The sequence below is a fragment of the Flavobacterium sp. KY-23415 genome (assembly GCF_055384985.1).
Genome location: NZ_AP044001.1, coordinates 290,383 through 306,821, shown reverse-complemented (window position 1 = coordinate 306,821; position 16,439 = coordinate 290,383). Strand labels below are relative to the sequence as shown.

The following is a 16,439-nucleotide window of genomic DNA, read 5'->3' as shown; positions in this document are numbered from 1 at the left end:
CATAGGAAATCGCCACTAACAATAAGTTTGTTGCAAACAAGTACTAATAAAGAAAAGGCGATATTATATGATCTATAAAAACAAATAAATACCTACATATGAAAGCATTGTTTGACGTAGCCTCTTTAGAGTGCAGTAAAGTAATAACAAAGAAGTATAGTACCTCTTTTTCGTTGGCAATAAAGATGTTGTCACCAGACATTCAAGATGAAATTTATGCTATTTATGGTTTTGTTCGTTGTGCTGACGAAATTGTAGATTCTTTTGAAGGTTATGAACAAGAACTTTTGTTGGATGAATTTGAAGAAGAGTATCAAAAAGCACTAGATAGAAAAATAAGTCTTAATCCTGTTTTGAATGCATTCCAAAAAGTGGTTCATGAATATGGACTTCATGATTTGGTAGCTCCATTTATGAAAAGTATGCGAATGGATTTAACTAAAAAAGAATATGCATCTGTTGAAGAATATCAAGAGTATATTTTTGGTTCTGCCGATGTTGTTGGGTTAATGTGTCTGAAAGTTTTTGTAAAAGGAGATACTACAAAATATAATGAATTGAAAGAAAGCGCAATGAAGTTGGGTTCAGCCTTTCAGAAAGTGAATTTTTTGAGAGATTTAAAACATGATTATGAGAGTTTAGGAAGAGTATATTTTCCAGGGGTTAATTTTTCATCATTAACAAGCGAGAATAAAAAACAAATTGTAGCCGAAATTAACGCCGATTTTGAAGAAGCCTTTAAAGGGATAGTACAATTACCTTCGGAAGCAAAATTTGGAGTTTATACAGCCTATCGTTATTATAAAAGTTTAATGAAAAAAATAAACAAAACACAACCAGAGGAGTTTTTAAGTAAACGTATTCGTGTTTCAAATCCTTTAAAGATGTTAATTCTAGGAAAATCTTATCTTCGTTATCAATTAAATATCATCGTATAATGTCAATCCTATATTTCGCACTAACTACACTTGTTACTTTCCTTTGTATGGAAGGAATAACTTGGCTCACACATAAATTTGTAATGCATGGTTTTTTGTGGTATCTGCATGAAGACCATCATCAACCAAGGTATCAAGGAGTTTTTGAAAAAAATGATGCCTTTTTTGTCATATTTGCCATACCAAGCATTTTATTATTCTATTTTGGAGTAACACCAGAATTAAACTATTTGTTTTTTATTGGTCTAGGTATATTATGCTACGGGATAGCCTATTTTCTAATACACGATGTTCTCATTCACCAACGTTTCAAATGGTTCAAGAATACAAAAAATAAATATTTAGTTGGATTGAGAAAAGCACATAAAATACACCACAAACATTTAGGAAAAGAACATGGAGAATGTTTTGGAATGCTGTATGTGCCAAAGAAATATTTTTCAATGTAAAAATTCACAAATCATATCATTCTATTTTCAAAAATCCTTTCGGGGATTTTTTTTTGTTTATATAAGTGTTTGATTCTTAAAAAGGACGATTTTTGTATTTAGTAAATTTTAACAATTTTTACAGAAAATCTGTATTTAAGATTGTAGGGTTTTGTATTACTTTTGGTACAAACAAATTAACCAAACTTCCCAAAAAAAAATTATTATAGTAAATCATTTGGCCAATGATAAGTTGAGTATAACTATAAAATACTAAAAATAGGTCGTTTTAACATCCAAGACCTTAATGGGATAATTATATCTTTTTAATATGAAAATTAAAAATTTTGTAGTAGTGGCTTTACTAGTCACAAGTTCATTTACTTTTGCGAATGATACTAAAAATGCGGAAGTTAAAGATGTTCAAATTCAGGTATTAAGTACTACCATTAATCAAAAAACTGAGGATCATTGTACTATAACAATTTATGCCACAGTAAAATTCCAAATCGCAGGTTCTTTTTTTACTGAACGTATTAGTGCAACAGGAACAGGTGCAACTTGTGAAGAAGCAGAAGCTGACGCTAGAGCAAGATTACATAGTTAATAAAAATCATTAAATAATTTATTATGAAAAAATTAATAGTATGTTTGGTGTTCGCTTCAACTTTTATGATTCAAGCAAATGAAAAGGCAAACACTGAAAAAGTAATTATCAATAAAGAGAATGGAAGCTGTACTGTAACAGTTACTATGGAAGATTCTAATGGAGATACTTTTACAGGAACAGGAACTGCGGAAACCTGTAGTGAAGCAAGAAAAAATGCTTATGCAAATCTTGCTAAAAATGTTACTGAAACAGCAGAATAAGAATTAATTAAACAACTTTAATCTGACGAGAACTAGATTTATCGTCAGATTATATTTAAAATTATGAAATCGTCATCTACAACAAGTTTGTTGCAAATAAAAACAACGAAATAAAGGCGATAACATATGTGACCTATGACAAATAAAATTTTACACATATGAAAAAATACATTTTAGTTTTTTTTATATCCTTGCCTCTTTGCATCTTTTCGCAATATGAAATACAATATGATTATACAATGAAAAGTTTTGTTGGGGATAATCTAAGTTCTGCCATCACATTAAAAACCTATTTATATACAGATGGTATTCATTCTAAGTTTGTAAAAAACAGAGTGATAAATGGAAAAAATGAAGTGGAACACTTTAACGCAGATTCAGAATTTTTAGCATTAATGCAATCTATTGCAAGAACTGATCCTGGTGATAGCATTGGTGAAGTTGTCATAAAAAATAATTATAACGATAGTGTCTTTGTGCGTTTGCATGATGCTCCTAGGAAAAAATACATAAAGTTTCTCGATACCAATGTTCTAGAAGTTGAATTGATACATGAATTTAAAATGATAGAAAATTATAATTGTCAAAAAGCCATAATCAAAAATGAATTCAGAACTTTTGAAGTCTGGTTTACAAATGAGATAGCTATTCATGATGGCCCTTGGAAATTGAAAGGAGTGCCAGGTTTGATTCTTTATGCTGAAAGTTCAGACCGAAGACATGAATTTAAGCTGACTAGCATGAGAAAAACAACACCATTTAGTTCATTGTTTTTTCAATTCCCTTATGATAAAGAAATGGATAAAGCCACATTTATTAAAGAGTATTTAGATGCTAAGGAAAAAAGATTTAAATATGGGAAATCTAAAAATGCAGAAGGAACTACTTTAAAACTTAAAGTTGATAATTTAGAAATGCCAATAACAAATTTCGAATAATGAAACATCAAATTATACTTCTTTTTTTTATCACTACTTTCTCATTTTCACAATACAAAGTAGAATATGACTACATTACAGAATCAAATGATAGTTTTGGTTCAACCAAAACAATATCAAAATGCTATTTATATACCGATAATATACAATCTAAATTCATAAAAGATAGGGTAATAAATGGTGTGCCAGAACAAGAAAATCACTATCCTAAAAAAGATTTTTATGAAGAATATTATAAAAAAAATCAAAATGAAGTACAAGGCGATAGTATTGGCTATGTGGTTACAAAAATTTTTAAGAACGACTCTATCCATACCCGAAGCGCTGCGGGTGCTTTGTTTAAAGAGAAGTCTTGTTTAAAAGAATATACCATTACAGACGAGTATAAAACTATTCTTGACTATAAATGTCAAAAAGCCATTACCGAGATTTTCGGGAGAACATTTATTGTGTGGTTTACTGCAGATATTCCTGTCAGTGACGGTCCTTGGAAATTGTATGGTTTGCCAGGGTTAATTCTAGAGGCACATAGTAAAGATAATCATCATAACTTTTATGTAACCGCTATAAAAAAAATACAAAATACTTCGTTTATTTATACATCTGCACCCTATGAAATGCAAGGAGATATAGAAAAAAATTATAAACTAATTTATGAGTTTTCTGAGCGAAATTTTAAATATAGAAAATCTAAAAATCCAGATGGAGGGATCAAAGTTACTATAAATGAATTAGATTTTCCTTTAATAGTTTTTGAATAAATGAATTTAAAAATCAAAACGACACTCTTTTTTATTGTTTTAATAAAGTGTTTTAATTGTAACGCACAAACAATAAAAGGAAAAATAACGACTATAGATAATCAATCCATTCCAGTGGCAAACCTAATCGTTAAAGATTCTGCCTATGCCAAAGGAATCAAAGAATTTGCAATCGCTAGGAATGGCGAATATCACATTACGCTAAAAAAAGAATATCGTTCCATCTATATTGAAGTAGGTGCAATTAACTATGATAAAGTTAATATAACAATTCAAAACCCAGAAAAAACGAAAACCTATACAAACAATTTTGTTTTAGAAAAAGAAATGAGTTTCAATCTAAAGGAAATAGAAATAGTAGCCAAAAAGAGACCCTATCAACAATTAAAAGATACGGTAAATTTTAATGTTTCTTCCTACACAGATGACTCTGATAGAAAAATTCAAGATGTTATAAAAAAACTTCCCGGCATGGAAGTAAACGATGATACAGGAGAAATAAAATACAAAGGAAAGTCGGTAGAAACAGTGCAATTAGATGGTGACGATTTGTTTAGTGGTAATTATACCATTGGAACCAAAAACATCAACGTTAGCATGATAGAACAAGTGCAAGCCATTGAAAATTTTTCTAGCAACAAGTTGTTAAAAGGCTTAGAAGCAGGAGGGAAAGTTGCCTTAAATCTTAAACTTAAAAAAAACATCACCGATATTTCAGGAAGTATAAATACCTCTTCGGGTACATTTAAAGAAGAAAAACTAGCAACGGATTCCGATTTTAATTTTTTAACCGTTTCTTCAAAACTAAAATCTTTTGGCACACTTAGTTTCAACAATATTGCTTTAAACTATACGCCATTTAATTATTTTGGAAGTTCAATGAGTAGAAATGAATATACTATTCAGAAATTCAAAAGCAATAAAATTATTCCGGAATTTAATTTTTTAAACACTCTAGATAATAAAAGAACAGTCTTAAATAATACAACATTCGGTAATTATAATATCTCCTATAAAAAAAGTTTAAACACTAATTACAAATCAAATCTTTATTTTGTTAAAGACGTCATATCTTCAGTAACACTAAACGAAACAAATAATACAATAAATAACCAAAACTTTGTTACAAGTGATAATACTGTTTCAAATAAAAAACCAACCCTACTAAGAGCCGATTTCGAATTAAAACATTTTTCTTCTGCATCTTCTTCAATAGATTATACTGTTTTAGTTAGTAAAGAGAAAATAAAGAGCAATGCTTCTCTAATACAAAATGGTAATCAAAACTTTAACACCAATTTAGTATCCGATGATGTTTTTGTAAAATCGAAAATTCTATATACTAAAAGACTTTCAGATAAAAAAGCATATCAATTAACATCGCATCAAACATTTGATAAATTAGAGCAAACCTTTGATATTTCACCCGAAAACTCAAATACAACTTTTTTAAATGCAGTACAAAATGTGCAATCCAAAAAGATATTTTTTGATATTCAAAACAGTATTATTGGAAAAATAAAGAATGCGAAATACAGCACCAATATTGGTCTTCAATTTGATAATAACCCAATACGTTCTAATCTAGTAGACAAAAATTTAGGTACAGACATTGTTAGTAGCAATAGTATTAACTATACCAAGTCTAAAATATTCTTCGATAATGATTTTAATTACGATTGGAGAAACTGGAAAATTGCGGCAACACTAAACGTGTCTTTCTTGAATCAATATCTAAATGATATTGAGAATAACAACAAAAAGAGAAATGATGCTATAATTATTGAGCCTAGCATAAATTTTAATTATAAATTGAATAGCGTTTCAAGTTTAAGTTTTGGACTAGGCTCTAGAACAAACGTACTATCGGATAAGTATTTACTAACAAATAATCTGCTAATTAGTAATAGAACGTCAATGCGTAGTATTCCTAGTTTTGAATTGCAAAAAACAGCAAATTATAATCTGAGCTATAACATTTATGATTTGTATAAACAGTTTCAAATGAATTTTGGAATAAACTATAACGTCAATACAGGAAACTTTTTCTCCAATTTAAACATAGATCAAAATACAACACAAATAGAATATTTTTATTCGAATGAAGACTTTAGTTCTAAGGGAGCCAATTTCCTTATAGAAAAATATTTACACTTTATTGAAACAACCATTCGATTAAAAACCTATTATGGTATTTCAAATTATAAAAACTTTATCAATAGCTCAGATATAAGAAATAACCAAAGCAACTATTCAATATCGGAGTTCTTTATGAAATCTGCTTTTGATGGGGTGCTCAATTTTGAAAACATAGTAAAATACAATTTCAGAAAGAGTACGAGTAATAATAATCAGAGCTTTCAAAACATAAGCTATAGCAATTCGTTTAAACTGCTATGTAAACCCCATAAAAAATGGTTTGCAAATGTTGCCTATGACTTTTATGCAACAGGTCAAGAAACAGAGTATAACTTCGTTGATTTTTTTGTTAAATACATCCCCAGTGATAAGCGTTTCACATTTAGTTTTACAGGGAAGAATTTGCTGAACAACGAAAACTTTATAGAAATAAACACTTCCGATTACTATACCAATGTATATTCGAGTAATATCATTCCAAGAACTTTTTTGTTTACTTGTAATTATAGCTTTTAAATCACCCTCCTATAGTAACCTGCTATGAAGCACAGTGCATTAGGGCATCCTCCTATAGTAACCTGCTATGAAGCACAGTGCATTAGAGCATCCTCCTATAGTAACCCACTATGATGCACAGTGCATTAGGGCACCCTCCTATAGTAACCTGCTATGAAGCACAGTGCATTAGGGCACCCTCCTATAGTAACCCACTATGATGCACAGTGCATTAGGGCACCCTCCTATAGTAACCTACTATGATGCACAGTGCATTAGGGCACCCTCCTATAGTAACCTGCTATGAAGCACAGTGCATTAGAGCACCCTCCTATAGTAATTACGTTAATGCACTTGCAATAAAATTGTCATTTTTAAACCGCAACAAGAAAAACAAAGCTTTTACCGCACCAATATTTATAACAAGTTGAATATACATAAGAAAATTTGATGATTTCTAAGGAGAAAATGATATATTTGAAAAGCCCTATTTTATAGTGCATATACACCCAAAATTGGGTAGCTATGCTCAACTATTTTACAAAAAACTGAGTATATAAATAAGTTATAGCCAATTTAAAAAATGAGCAAAATAATAAACATTAATAGTCAAAATGAAGAGATTAGTTTAGAAGTTGGTACTTACAAGATTTTTTTACTTGGCGGTTTTGGGATTACTCTTAATAATTTTTCAATTTCACTTATTAACAATAAAACTAATGAGAAAATAGAAAGTAAGAAAGCATTTTGGCCAGTACAAACTTATGTAAATGGTAAGAGAGCTAAAAAAATACTTACTATAAATATTAACAATTCGGGACAATATAAAATTGTATTTAATAATCCAGAATCTATAAAAGTTAAAGAATCAAATCTAAAATTTAATTTATTTTCTAATGAAACTTTATTAAATGAAAATCTAGAAATAATTATTACACTAAAAATTGGACTATTTCCAATTTCAGCCTAATGTTTGCTTTTTAAATAATAAATAACTTTTAAGAGTTAAAAGAATAATTAAAAAAAAACTGGCTACAACACCTAAGGTTTATTCGTCAATTTTTATTGTTTTTTATAAGTATTCATCTTCACTCCGTGGGTCGTTGGGCTCGAAGAGCCAAGAACGAAATATATTCACTGAACTCCTATAAAAAATAATGTTGAGTGAAGTAAACTGCTCTACTTCCATTATTATGGGTTTTTGGTAAAGTTTTGAGAGAGAATGACAAGAGGTGTTTGTACCTCTTTTTTTTGAAGTCAACATTAGTCGGTTTTTTGAGTGATTTCCTTTACTGATGTATATAAGTACTCTTAGTTATAAAATTAACTTTCACAGGAATTTGAGTTTTATTTATTGCCGATGTATGATAAAAAATGCATGCAAAAAAGTTTTTAGTGTAGCTTAAATCCGTTATTTTTACTTTACAATAGAATCTAAAATAACACAAACGAAAGGTTTTAGACAAACTGACGTTACTAGCAATTTATGAAAAACGCAATAATATCAATCATCTACATCCTAACAACAATCAGTTGTAACTCTGAAAAATCAACTGAAAAAGAGAAGCTTATTGAGGAAATCTCTTTTCTCGAAAGAGAAAATTTAAAGTTGAAAGATTCTCTGAAAAAAGTCGAGGCAGACTTTTTATACTCTCAAATATTGATTGGAATTCCTAATACAAAAGTTATCAAAGTTGGAAAGAAAAATGAAATTGTTATGTTGCTTCAAACTTTCAATAAGACTTTGCCGAAATATGAAATTTATAAACTCGAAGGCAATAAAGAAATTAAGGTTGGTGAAAGTAATCAGACAAGGTTTGAATTTCAATTTACACCAAAAACAATTGAAGAAGATACGCTTGAACTTCTTCTAAAAATGCCGTACAATGGAAGAGTTATAAAAATTCCTGGTAAAATGACTTTAGATGTAGAAAAATAAACTGCTGGTAACAACTAGAGTTTATTTACAAGTTTTATTGTTTTTATAGGTATTCATCATCACTCTGTGGGTCATTGAATGCGAGGCACGAACACCCGAGCAAAGCGAACAGACTGTGGGTCATTGAATGCGAAGCACGAACACCCGAGCAAAGCGAACAGACGAAGTAATGCATTGTAATCACTGAACACAAAAAGCACCAATACTAAAAGTGAAGTAAACCGTGGTTGAATCCTTCGGCTAGATCAAGACAGGCTCACCTATTTCATATCTACCTTTATGGAGTTGTCTAAAAGTTTTTTTGTGTAACTTAAATTAGCTATTTTTACTTTACAATAGAATCTAAAATAGCACAAACGAAGTGTTTTAGACAAACTGACGTTGTACAATATTTAAACCAAAAACTTGCATGTTAACTTAAACATTGTTAATTTTGAATAACAATTTAACAATGTTTAATATGAAACTTGAAAAACCACCTATATTCAATTTAAATATAGATTACCTCCAAAGAATTTGGAAAGGTGAATTTGAAGATTTTATTATAAAATCCGATGAAAAATATTATTATTGGGATGACTTCAAATACAAAAAAGAAGTTCCTTTCGACTCTCAAATTGACAATTGGACATTATTAAAAACATACCGAACTAGTAAATATGAAAGTATTGAATTTGGAAAATACAAATTTCAATACTTCATATCTCAATTCATTTCTAAAAATTTACATGACTTTGATTTAAAGTTGATGGGGGGATTGCAAGAAAATCCAATTTTACCTTCAGATAGAATTGAATTTTTTAAAAATTCTCTTCTTGAAGAAGCTGTTGCTTCTTCCCAAGTCGAAGGTGCTGCAACTACCACCGAAGTTGCAAGAGATATGCTTAAATCTGGAAGAAATCCCAGAAATGAATCTGAACAAATGATTTTCAATAACTTAAGAGCAATCGAATATATAGGAGAGTTTGTAAATTCTAAAATTGATTTTAAAATTATTTTAGAATTACATAGAATAATGACCGCTAATACTGAAGCTGAAAAATATTCTGGAGATTTTAGAAAAGGTGAAGTTTTTGTAACTGATCATGTTGATGGTGAGATTGCACACATTCCACCTGATTGGGAAGAAGTTGAATTACTTATGGGTGAACTATGCGATTTTATCAATAATGACAAAAGTTTTATACATCCCATCATCAAAGCTTCTATCATCCACTTCATGATTGGTTTCATCCATCCTTTTAAAGATGGAAATGGACGAACAGCTAGGGCTTTGTTTTATTGGTTTTTACTAAAAAAAGGGTATGTGTTGGTTAAAAATATTTCAATCTCTAGGGTTATTTTAGAATCTAGAACTCAATATGACAAAGCCTTTTTAAAAACGGAATATGACAATAATGATTTAAACTATTTTATTATTTATTCAATTAAGAACATTAGAGTAGCTTTTGAAAAACTAATCCAATATCGAGATAAAAAATCGGAAGAAAGAAAAAAGGCAAATTTAGTATCATATGAACTTTTAAACAAAGGCTTAAACAAAAGACAAGCCGATTTAGTAGGCTTTTTATATTTGAAAGAAAAGAACAATGTAACTTTAAATTCATATAGTGATAAATATGAAATTGTAAGACAAACTGCTAGCAGAGATTTAAACGAATTAATTAAGCTTGATATAATAAGTGAAGATAAATCTACAAAGCCTTTTAAATATACTTTAAAGAACAAAAAGAGAATTGATGACTTTTTAAAATAAATAATTAACGTCACACAACAGCTAGAGTTTCGTTGCATATGAAGCACGAACAATGAATTGTAATCACTGAACACAAAAAGCACCAATACTAAAAGTGAAGTAAACCGTGGTTGAATCCTTCGGCTAGATCAGGACAGGCTCACCTATTTCATGTCTACCCTTATGGAGTTGCCTAAAAAGTTTTTTTATGTAACTTAAATCAGCTATTTTTACTTTACAATAGAATCTAAAATAGCACAAACGAAGTGTTTTAGACAAACTGACGTTGGCGATAATTGGAAAAAAACTAGCCTAAAGATTTATGCAAGTAGACTATAAAAAGATGTTTTGGACAGAGTTTGATAAAGAACTAATATTAATTCCTGAGCTAATCTTATCAGGAATGACAGATAATTTGTTCAAGTCCGAAATAAAAGAATCATCCTTTCGTATTAATGAATTTAATCCTAAAGACATTATAGCAATTGACATTTATAATCATTTTGGAAGTGCCATATTAGCAAATAAAGACTTGAATAATGATATTCAAATTACAGATGGAAAAGTAAATTCTATAAATTTAAATAATTACTTATCTAGTAGTGATTTATTTATGATAGAATTTAGCTCTTTTGATTTAGTATATGCAAGTAAATATAGAAAAGACGAATACAATTGCAACTACGCTTTCTCATACTTACTTGGGAACTTCATAAGGTATTATAACGAAGGGAAACTTATTATCCAAAATGATACAAAGAGATTATATATTTTAACAAACTTAATTGAAGATTTCAATTATCAAAATGATATAACAAGACTTATTATTTCAAGAGGAATAAAAAGCTCTTTTATTGAGTTTGAAAACGAGGAGCTATTGAATAGGATGAATGTAAATGTAGAATTTCTAAAAACAACTACTGCCAACAGCTAAGGTTTATTCCTCAGTTTTTATTGTTTTTTATAGGTATTTATTATCACTCCGTGGGTCATTGAATGCGAAGCACGAACACCCGAAGTGATGCATTGTAATCACTGAACACCAATTAATGATAGTGTTTTATAGGCTAGACCATCTGATGATTTACTGATTTTAAGGGTATATTTTCAGCATATATGAAAATGAATACTGAGCCTGAATTGAGTTTTCCGAAATCGTTTTATAAAAAGGGAAAAGAAATTGTCGAATTAATCAATAAGGAATAAAGCTAATAGGAAACAAAGTGTAAAAAAAAGTACTAAATTTGAACTTTGCTAAAAGTCACTACATTTTTGTGGTATCTGATTTTTTTTTGCTTCATCTTTGTGCACAAAGCCTTACTATTCCTATAAATAGTAACTGTAATTTAAAAAAAACGAAATCTAAAATGGAACAAAACCATATAATAATTGATAATGTTTTAAATCAAAACATTGAAGATGTTTTAATGAATCTTGCCAATCTATATGCAGATACAGGATATACTAATGGCATTCAATTGTACAGAAAACAGCATAGTACGAGTTCATTTTTAGTATGCTTTACAAATTCACCAGATTTTGAAAGATTTAGTTATTTTGTAAATTATCTTAGATATCCAGAAGGATTAGATAACTTTAACCCTGTTGTTTGTGGTTATTACCAAACTAAAGACATAAAAAGCAATAATGACTTTTCTAAAGGTGATTGGGTAAAAGTTTATGTGTCAAAAAACGACAAAGAGTTTGATAATGTAAATGTTGTTAATTCTGAAAATGAAAATTACAAATATGATTTTGGTGGAAAAATAACAAAACTGAATACAATTGAAGAACAATTCGAATTACCACAATTCGATTTGTTAAACTATAATCATATTGTAGAAATTTCCCCAGCAAAAACTTTTGAAAGCGAAACAAAACCATGGTGGAAATTTTGGTAAAAAAAACGTTGGTTATTTGTTGTGTCATGCAAGTTTATAACGAGTGAGCTTGTAAAATTTAATAGGTAATTACGATGACACTATGTTTGGGTGAGGATTAATTTTTATGGAATATTGAAGTCAATAATTTTATATTATAGTACAAAATTAGAAGACTTTATACATCAGGATTATTAACTCCTAATCTAATTGTAACTGAATGTATAAATAGAAAAAAACTATACTAGAAATGAGCAATCAATGTCCAACTGCACCAACAAATAAAAAGGAATATATCACAGCTATTGGAAAGCTATTAGTAGCTGAACACGGAAAGAAGAAATACTACAAGCCAGAAGAAGTAAAAAAAGCTTCGAAAAAATCTAAGTACTATGATTCTAGTGGGGTAGATTGGGATTGTTGGGCAATGTGCATATTTGTATCTCATTCCGATTTCGATGCATATCACGAAATTACAGGAGAGGTTTGTAATTATGCCGAAATGAAAACCGACATGTTAAGTGGATTAGCAACTTCTACTGCTATAGATTGGTTTGCTATTCCTGATTTAGACATAGACGCTTCATGGGTAGATTTTGGAGGTGTTTTTGATGGATTATTAGAGGGGATTGGTGAGTTTATTGGAGCGATTTTTGAGTAGTCATAACCAATAAGGTAGCTCTTAATTCTGTAAATCCTGAGCTCTTTTCGTATGGAGATGTAGATTTGTAAATGTTAACTTTGGACGGCTGATCTATATAAAAGATATAATGAATTTTAAAATGAAAATTAAAGCGCTTGAGGTTGAGAAACTGTTTACGGAACGATTACTGTTAGTTCCTTATACAATTAATATTTGTGAAGAAATACTTAATAATGATTATACGACTCTCATAAACATGGGGTTGAAAATTAGTCAAAATTGGCCTGACGAAGATGTGTTAGAAACTTTACCTAGAATTATTATTAATCTAGAAAGTGTAGAAAAACCAACAGGTTTTGAATCGTGGATGATTGTCAAAAAGGAGACATTAGAAGTAATTGGTGATTTAGGCTTTAAAGGATTCAATTTCGAGGAAAACAATGCAGATATTGGATATGGCATAATTAAAGAAGAACGAAGAAAAGGATATGCAGAAGAAGCTGTGAAAGAGCTGATTAATTGGGCGTTTTCAAACGAGTTTTTAAAAGAAATCACAGCAAAATGTTTAAAAGAAAATGTAAGCTCAATAAATCTATTAACTAAGTTTAATTTTTTAAGAAGGCAAATTCAGAAGTAACAAGATTTTTTGAAAAATACTTTAAATAAAAACCTCAATTCATATTAATATAATTGAGGTTTTTTATTTTGTAGTAAAAATTATATGTTTTTATGATTTTTAAATTTGATATTTCTCAACAAGACGCACTTTTCCTATAAAGTATTTTTTTGAATACTTTACGCTGCTAGTTGTGTTTGATTTTTGTAAATTCTTCTTCCTATTTCTTTAGCATTAGCTGTATGTATTCCGAAAAAAATCCAAAGCATTTCACTTTTCTTGGTTCTAGCTTTTATCTTTCGTAAATTATAGTGCTCTTTTTCTTTGCCAAAACTACCTTCTAATCGAGTAGCTCTTTCTTTTTTAATTTCTGAGGCTAGCTTCTTTCTATGCTCTTCGTGTTTTCCAGCTTTTCCTTTTCTAACAAAGTCTGTTTGTATGTTATTTGTGGACGAAAAAGTTCTGTTTTTATTTGTGGCATAAATAGCATCAGCTCCAGTAATTCTTACTTTAGTTTTAGTTAGATTTTGTGCGCAAAATATACTGTTTTGAAATCGAGTTCCTTCGTTAAAGGCACGGTATTCTATATGTTCTATAAAATTGATTCCATCAATTTGAATTTTATTTACTTTTGCTCCAAATTCTACTTGTTTTACTTCTTTACCACGCACAATTGGGCGAATATAACTTTTATTTATGCTAACAATTCTATCGGGAACGCTTTTTCCTGTTGCAAAAATTTTTGATTGTTGTTGGTAAATAAGACGGATTATTCTGCGTTGTTTGCTGTATTTTGTGGTTGGCTCAAAGGAATATTGATTTTCAATTTTACTCAATTCTCCATTAAGTTTATATAATAATTTCAGAAGACCACGAGTCATTTTTGTTCGTTGCTTTGCTGTTTTTTTTCTTTTTCTAGAATACTCATTGTAGCGTTTACACCAATCAATATATTTGGTTCTTGGAAGTTTTATTTTTAAAATTCCACATAATGATTTCATTTGATTGTAATTCCACACAATACATTCCCAAAGTAGTTTCTCATTGGTAGGAAAACGCAACTCACTCTCATAACAAGTGGCATCTATCAAGACTTTGTCTAAATCATTCATATAAGGTAGCCAGCTTTTAGCTAATGTTTCTTGAACTTTTCGAACATCTAATTTTTTGGCTAATTCCATTCTTATTTGGCTAACTATTTTAAAATTTGTAAGCGGGGAATCTAGAGGTAATACAATATCACAAAAGTATTGCATGTAAACATTTCCGTTTAACAACTCGATTAGTTTAGCATCAGAACAACCATAATAGTTTTTTAGCATCATCAAGGCAATCTTACCTTTAGTACTAAAAATGCAATCTGGACCTTTTTTGCACGCTTTCAATTTAAAACTTTGAGAAAGTTCTGAAAAAGGTGTAGCTAGATGAATTTTACCTAAATCAGACTTTAGAAATTGCTCATAAAAAACATTAAAATCTTCATTGATAATATTTAAAGGCAATTTGTGCTGAAATTCACTTATTCGTATTATTTTTGACATACATATTTAAAAGAAAACCCCGTTTTTGACTCTTTTTGAGCATTCTCGGGGTTTGTTTCTTCTAAAATACAAATTAAATAACTGATAAGCAAGTATTTATTTAATTGTGAATGTGCCTAAGAACAAAAACAGATCATGAAATGATATATTGGACTCTGAAAAATGAGAATTTCGTCCAAATAAAAAAAGATTACTGAGCAGCAATCTTTTTTTATGAATAGTATATTCGTCTATTTCAAAAGTTCTCCTTTTCCGTGAATAATCGTGGTTTTTGGAGCATCAAAATCAATTTTTTTCTTTCTCAATTCAAAATTCTGACCAAGATATACACGTCTCACTACTTCATCTTCTGCTAATTCTTCGGGTTTTCCAGCTTTAAGAATACCACCTTCAAACATTAAGTAGGTTTTGTCGGTTATGGCAAGTGTTTCTTGAACATTATGATCGGTGATTAAAATACCAATATTTTTGTTCTTTAACTGTGCTACAATTCTTTGAATGTCTTCTACCGCAACAGGGTCAACACCAGCAAAGGGTTCATCTAATAGAATGAATTTTGGATCTGTGGCTAAAGCCCTTGCTATTTCTGTTCGTCTTCTTTCTCCTCCAGATAATAAATCACCTCTATTGGTACGAATATGTTGTAGTGCAAATTCATCAATTAACGATTCCATTTTTGCTTCTTGTTCTGCTTTTGAAAGATTCGTTAGTTGTAGTACGCTCAGAATGTTGTCTTCAATGCTTAATTTTCTGAAAACAGAGGCTTCTTGTGCTAAATAACCAATTCCGTTTTGTGCACGTTTATACATTGGAAAATTAGTAATATTCATATCGTCTAGATAGATATTTCCACTATTTGGTTTCACTAAACCCACAATCATATAGAAAGAAGTTGTTTTTCCAGCACCATTTGGACCAAGTAAACCTACAATTTCTCCTTGGTTTACTTCTACAGAAATCCCTTTTACAACGCTTCTCTTTTTATAGGTCTTTACTAAATTTTCTGCTCTTAATTTCATAAGTTAATTTGTCAATTAGACATTTAGACAATGAGTCAATTGGTTTGTAAAAATATAAAATTTAATTCGAGTTCAAATTTTATTGTTAAATGATTAACATAGTAATTATGTTGTGCTTTTTTTGAAACACTTTTATTGTTGCTTTTTACTGACCATTTTCTTCTAAAGCTTCCCAAAACTCATAGGCTCTTCTTAAATGAGGAATAACAATAGAGCCTCCAACAAGAGTAGCAATTCCCATAGCCTCCATCATTTCTTCTTTGGTAATGCCTTCTTTATAGGATGTTTCTAAATGATATTTAACACAGTCATCACAACGTAAAACAGCAGAAGCAACCAAGCCAAGAAGTTCTTTGGTTTTAACGTCTAATGCTCCTTCCATGTAGGCATTAGTATCTACATTAAAAATGCGTTTAATTACTTTGTTATTATCGGCTAATAATTTTTCGTTCATCTTTGAACGGTAATCATTGAATTCTTTTACTAAGTCAGACATA

17 protein-coding genes are annotated in these 16,439 nt (G+C 29.7%); 14 read left to right on the top strand and 3 right to left on the bottom strand.

Features of this window, described 5'->3' with window-relative positions; all coding sequences use genetic code 11:
- The first annotated feature begins 98 nt into the window (after positions 1-98).
- From ACZ49Z_RS01455 to ACZ49Z_RS01390, 14 genes are all read left to right on the top strand, one after another.
- Entirely contained in the window at positions 99-938 is an 840-nt protein-coding gene (locus ACZ49Z_RS01455; RefSeq protein ID WP_464306429.1) for a phytoene/squalene synthase family protein, read from the top strand.
- Positions 938-1,387, top strand: a complete 450-nt coding sequence (locus ACZ49Z_RS01450) for a sterol desaturase family protein (RefSeq protein ID WP_464306428.1) — start codon at positions 938-940, stop codon at positions 1,385-1,387. Before ACZ49Z_RS01455 ends, ACZ49Z_RS01450 begins: the two co-directional genes overlap by 1 nt.
- Positions 1,388-1,721: 334 nt before the next feature.
- Complete coding sequence (locus ACZ49Z_RS01445) at positions 1,722-1,973, top strand: hypothetical protein (protein WP_464306427.1); 252 nt, start codon at positions 1,722-1,724, stop codon at positions 1,971-1,973.
- Between the two features lie 23 nt (positions 1,974-1,996).
- The gene (locus ACZ49Z_RS01440) at positions 1,997-2,236 is read left to right on the top strand and encodes a hypothetical protein (RefSeq protein ID WP_464306426.1); all 240 of its coding nucleotides are present in this window, start codon (positions 1,997-1,999) and stop codon (positions 2,234-2,236) included.
- A 158-nt stretch (positions 2,237-2,394) separates the two neighbouring features.
- Positions 2,395-3,174 carry a GLPGLI family protein gene (locus tag ACZ49Z_RS01435; RefSeq protein WP_464306425.1) on the top strand — a complete coding sequence of 260 codons (780 nt, stop codon included), beginning with the start codon at positions 2,395-2,397 and terminating at the stop codon, positions 3,172-3,174.
- A complete protein-coding gene (locus ACZ49Z_RS01430; protein WP_464306424.1) occupies positions 3,174-3,935 on the top strand; it encodes a GLPGLI family protein in 762 nt (253 codons plus the stop codon). Before ACZ49Z_RS01435 ends, ACZ49Z_RS01430 begins: the two co-directional genes overlap by 1 nt.
- On the top strand, positions 3,936-6,590 hold the full coding sequence (locus ACZ49Z_RS01425; RefSeq protein ID WP_464306423.1) for a TonB-dependent receptor: 2,655 nt from the start codon (positions 3,936-3,938) through the stop codon (positions 6,588-6,590).
- A gap of 562 nt (positions 6,591-7,152) precedes the next feature.
- Positions 7,153-7,539, top strand: coding sequence for a hypothetical protein (locus ACZ49Z_RS01420; protein ID WP_464306422.1), 387 nt, complete (start codon positions 7,153-7,155; stop codon positions 7,537-7,539).
- A 516-nt stretch (positions 7,540-8,055) separates the two neighbouring features.
- Positions 8,056-8,508 (top strand): hypothetical protein, encoded by a 453-nt coding sequence (locus ACZ49Z_RS01415; RefSeq protein ID WP_464306421.1) that lies wholly within the window; start codon positions 8,056-8,058, stop codon positions 8,506-8,508.
- Positions 8,509-8,968: 460 nt separating this feature from the next.
- On the top strand, positions 8,969-10,264 hold the full coding sequence (locus ACZ49Z_RS01410; protein ID WP_464306420.1) for a Fic family protein: 1,296 nt from the start codon (positions 8,969-8,971) through the stop codon (positions 10,262-10,264).
- Positions 10,265-10,565: 301 nt separating this feature from the next.
- A complete protein-coding gene (locus ACZ49Z_RS01405; protein WP_464306419.1) occupies positions 10,566-11,177 on the top strand; it encodes a hypothetical protein in 612 nt (203 codons plus the stop codon).
- Positions 11,178-11,610: 433 nt separating this feature from the next.
- Complete coding sequence (locus tag ACZ49Z_RS01400) at positions 11,611-12,144, top strand: hypothetical protein (protein WP_464306418.1); 534 nt, start codon at positions 11,611-11,613, stop codon at positions 12,142-12,144.
- A gap of 229 nt (positions 12,145-12,373) precedes the next feature.
- On the top strand, positions 12,374-12,784 hold the full coding sequence (locus ACZ49Z_RS01395) for a hypothetical protein (protein WP_464306417.1): 411 nt from the start codon (positions 12,374-12,376) through the stop codon (positions 12,782-12,784).
- Positions 12,785-12,905: 121 nt separating this feature from the next.
- Positions 12,906-13,403 (top strand): GNAT family N-acetyltransferase, encoded by a 498-nt coding sequence (locus ACZ49Z_RS01390; protein WP_464306416.1) that lies wholly within the window; start codon positions 12,906-12,908, stop codon positions 13,401-13,403.
- Between the two features lie 158 nt (positions 13,404-13,561).
- On the opposite strand, the gene ACZ49Z_RS01385 is transcribed toward ACZ49Z_RS01390, so the two are convergent.
- From ACZ49Z_RS01385 to ACZ49Z_RS01375, 3 genes are all read right to left on the bottom strand, one after another.
- Positions 13,562-14,923, bottom strand: a complete 1,362-nt coding sequence (locus ACZ49Z_RS01385) for a transposase family protein (RefSeq protein WP_464304430.1) — start codon at positions 14,921-14,923, stop codon at positions 13,562-13,564.
- A 230-nt stretch (positions 14,924-15,153) separates the two neighbouring features.
- A complete protein-coding gene (gene lptB / locus ACZ49Z_RS01380) occupies positions 15,154-15,942 on the bottom strand; it encodes an LPS export ABC transporter ATP-binding protein (RefSeq protein ID WP_464306415.1) in 789 nt (262 codons plus the stop codon).
- A gap of 145 nt (positions 15,943-16,087) precedes the next feature.
- Positions 16,088-16,438, bottom strand: coding sequence for a carboxymuconolactone decarboxylase family protein (locus ACZ49Z_RS01375; RefSeq protein ID WP_464306414.1), 351 nt, complete (start codon positions 16,436-16,438; stop codon positions 16,088-16,090).
- Position 16,439 lies beyond the last annotated feature (1 nt).

Bases quoted from the DNA above. Each gene is read 5' to 3' on its own strand.
- ACZ49Z_RS01455 (WP_464306429.1), top strand. From the start codon at position 99: ATGAAAGCATTGTTTGACGTAGCCTCTTTAGAGTGCAGTAAAGTAATA.
- ACZ49Z_RS01450 (WP_464306428.1), top strand. From the start codon at position 938: ATGTCAATCCTATATTTCGCACTAACTACACTTGTTACTTTCCTTTGT.
- ACZ49Z_RS01440 (WP_464306426.1), top strand. From the start codon at position 1,997: ATGAAAAAATTAATAGTATGTTTGGTGTTCGCTTCAACTTTTATGATT.
- ACZ49Z_RS01435 (WP_464306425.1), top strand. From the start codon at position 2,395: ATGAAAAAATACATTTTAGTTTTTTTTATATCCTTGCCTCTTTGCATC.
- ACZ49Z_RS01430 (WP_464306424.1), top strand. From the start codon at position 3,174: ATGAAACATCAAATTATACTTCTTTTTTTTATCACTACTTTCTCATTT.
- ACZ49Z_RS01425 (WP_464306423.1), top strand. From the start codon at position 3,936: ATGAATTTAAAAATCAAAACGACACTCTTTTTTATTGTTTTAATAAAG.
- ACZ49Z_RS01420 (WP_464306422.1), top strand. From the start codon at position 7,153: ATGAGCAAAATAATAAACATTAATAGTCAAAATGAAGAGATTAGTTTA.
- ACZ49Z_RS01415 (WP_464306421.1), top strand. From the start codon at position 8,056: ATGAAAAACGCAATAATATCAATCATCTACATCCTAACAACAATCAGT.
- ACZ49Z_RS01410 (WP_464306420.1), top strand. From the start codon at position 8,969: ATGAAACTTGAAAAACCACCTATATTCAATTTAAATATAGATTACCTC.
- ACZ49Z_RS01405 (WP_464306419.1), top strand. From the start codon at position 10,566: ATGCAAGTAGACTATAAAAAGATGTTTTGGACAGAGTTTGATAAAGAA.
- ACZ49Z_RS01400 (WP_464306418.1), top strand. From the start codon at position 11,611: ATGGAACAAAACCATATAATAATTGATAATGTTTTAAATCAAAACATT.
- ACZ49Z_RS01395 (WP_464306417.1), top strand. From the start codon at position 12,374: ATGAGCAATCAATGTCCAACTGCACCAACAAATAAAAAGGAATATATC.
- ACZ49Z_RS01390 (WP_464306416.1), top strand. From the start codon at position 12,906: ATGAAAATTAAAGCGCTTGAGGTTGAGAAACTGTTTACGGAACGATTA.
- ACZ49Z_RS01385 (WP_464304430.1), bottom strand. From the start codon at position 14,923: ATGTCAAAAATAATACGAATAAGTGAATTTCAGCACAAATTGCCTTTA.
- lptB (WP_464306415.1), bottom strand. From the start codon at position 15,942: ATGAAATTAAGAGCAGAAAATTTAGTAAAGACCTATAAAAAGAGAAGC.
- ACZ49Z_RS01375 (WP_464306414.1), bottom strand. From the start codon at position 16,438: ATGTCTGACTTAGTAAAAGAATTCAATGATTACCGTTCAAAGATGAAC.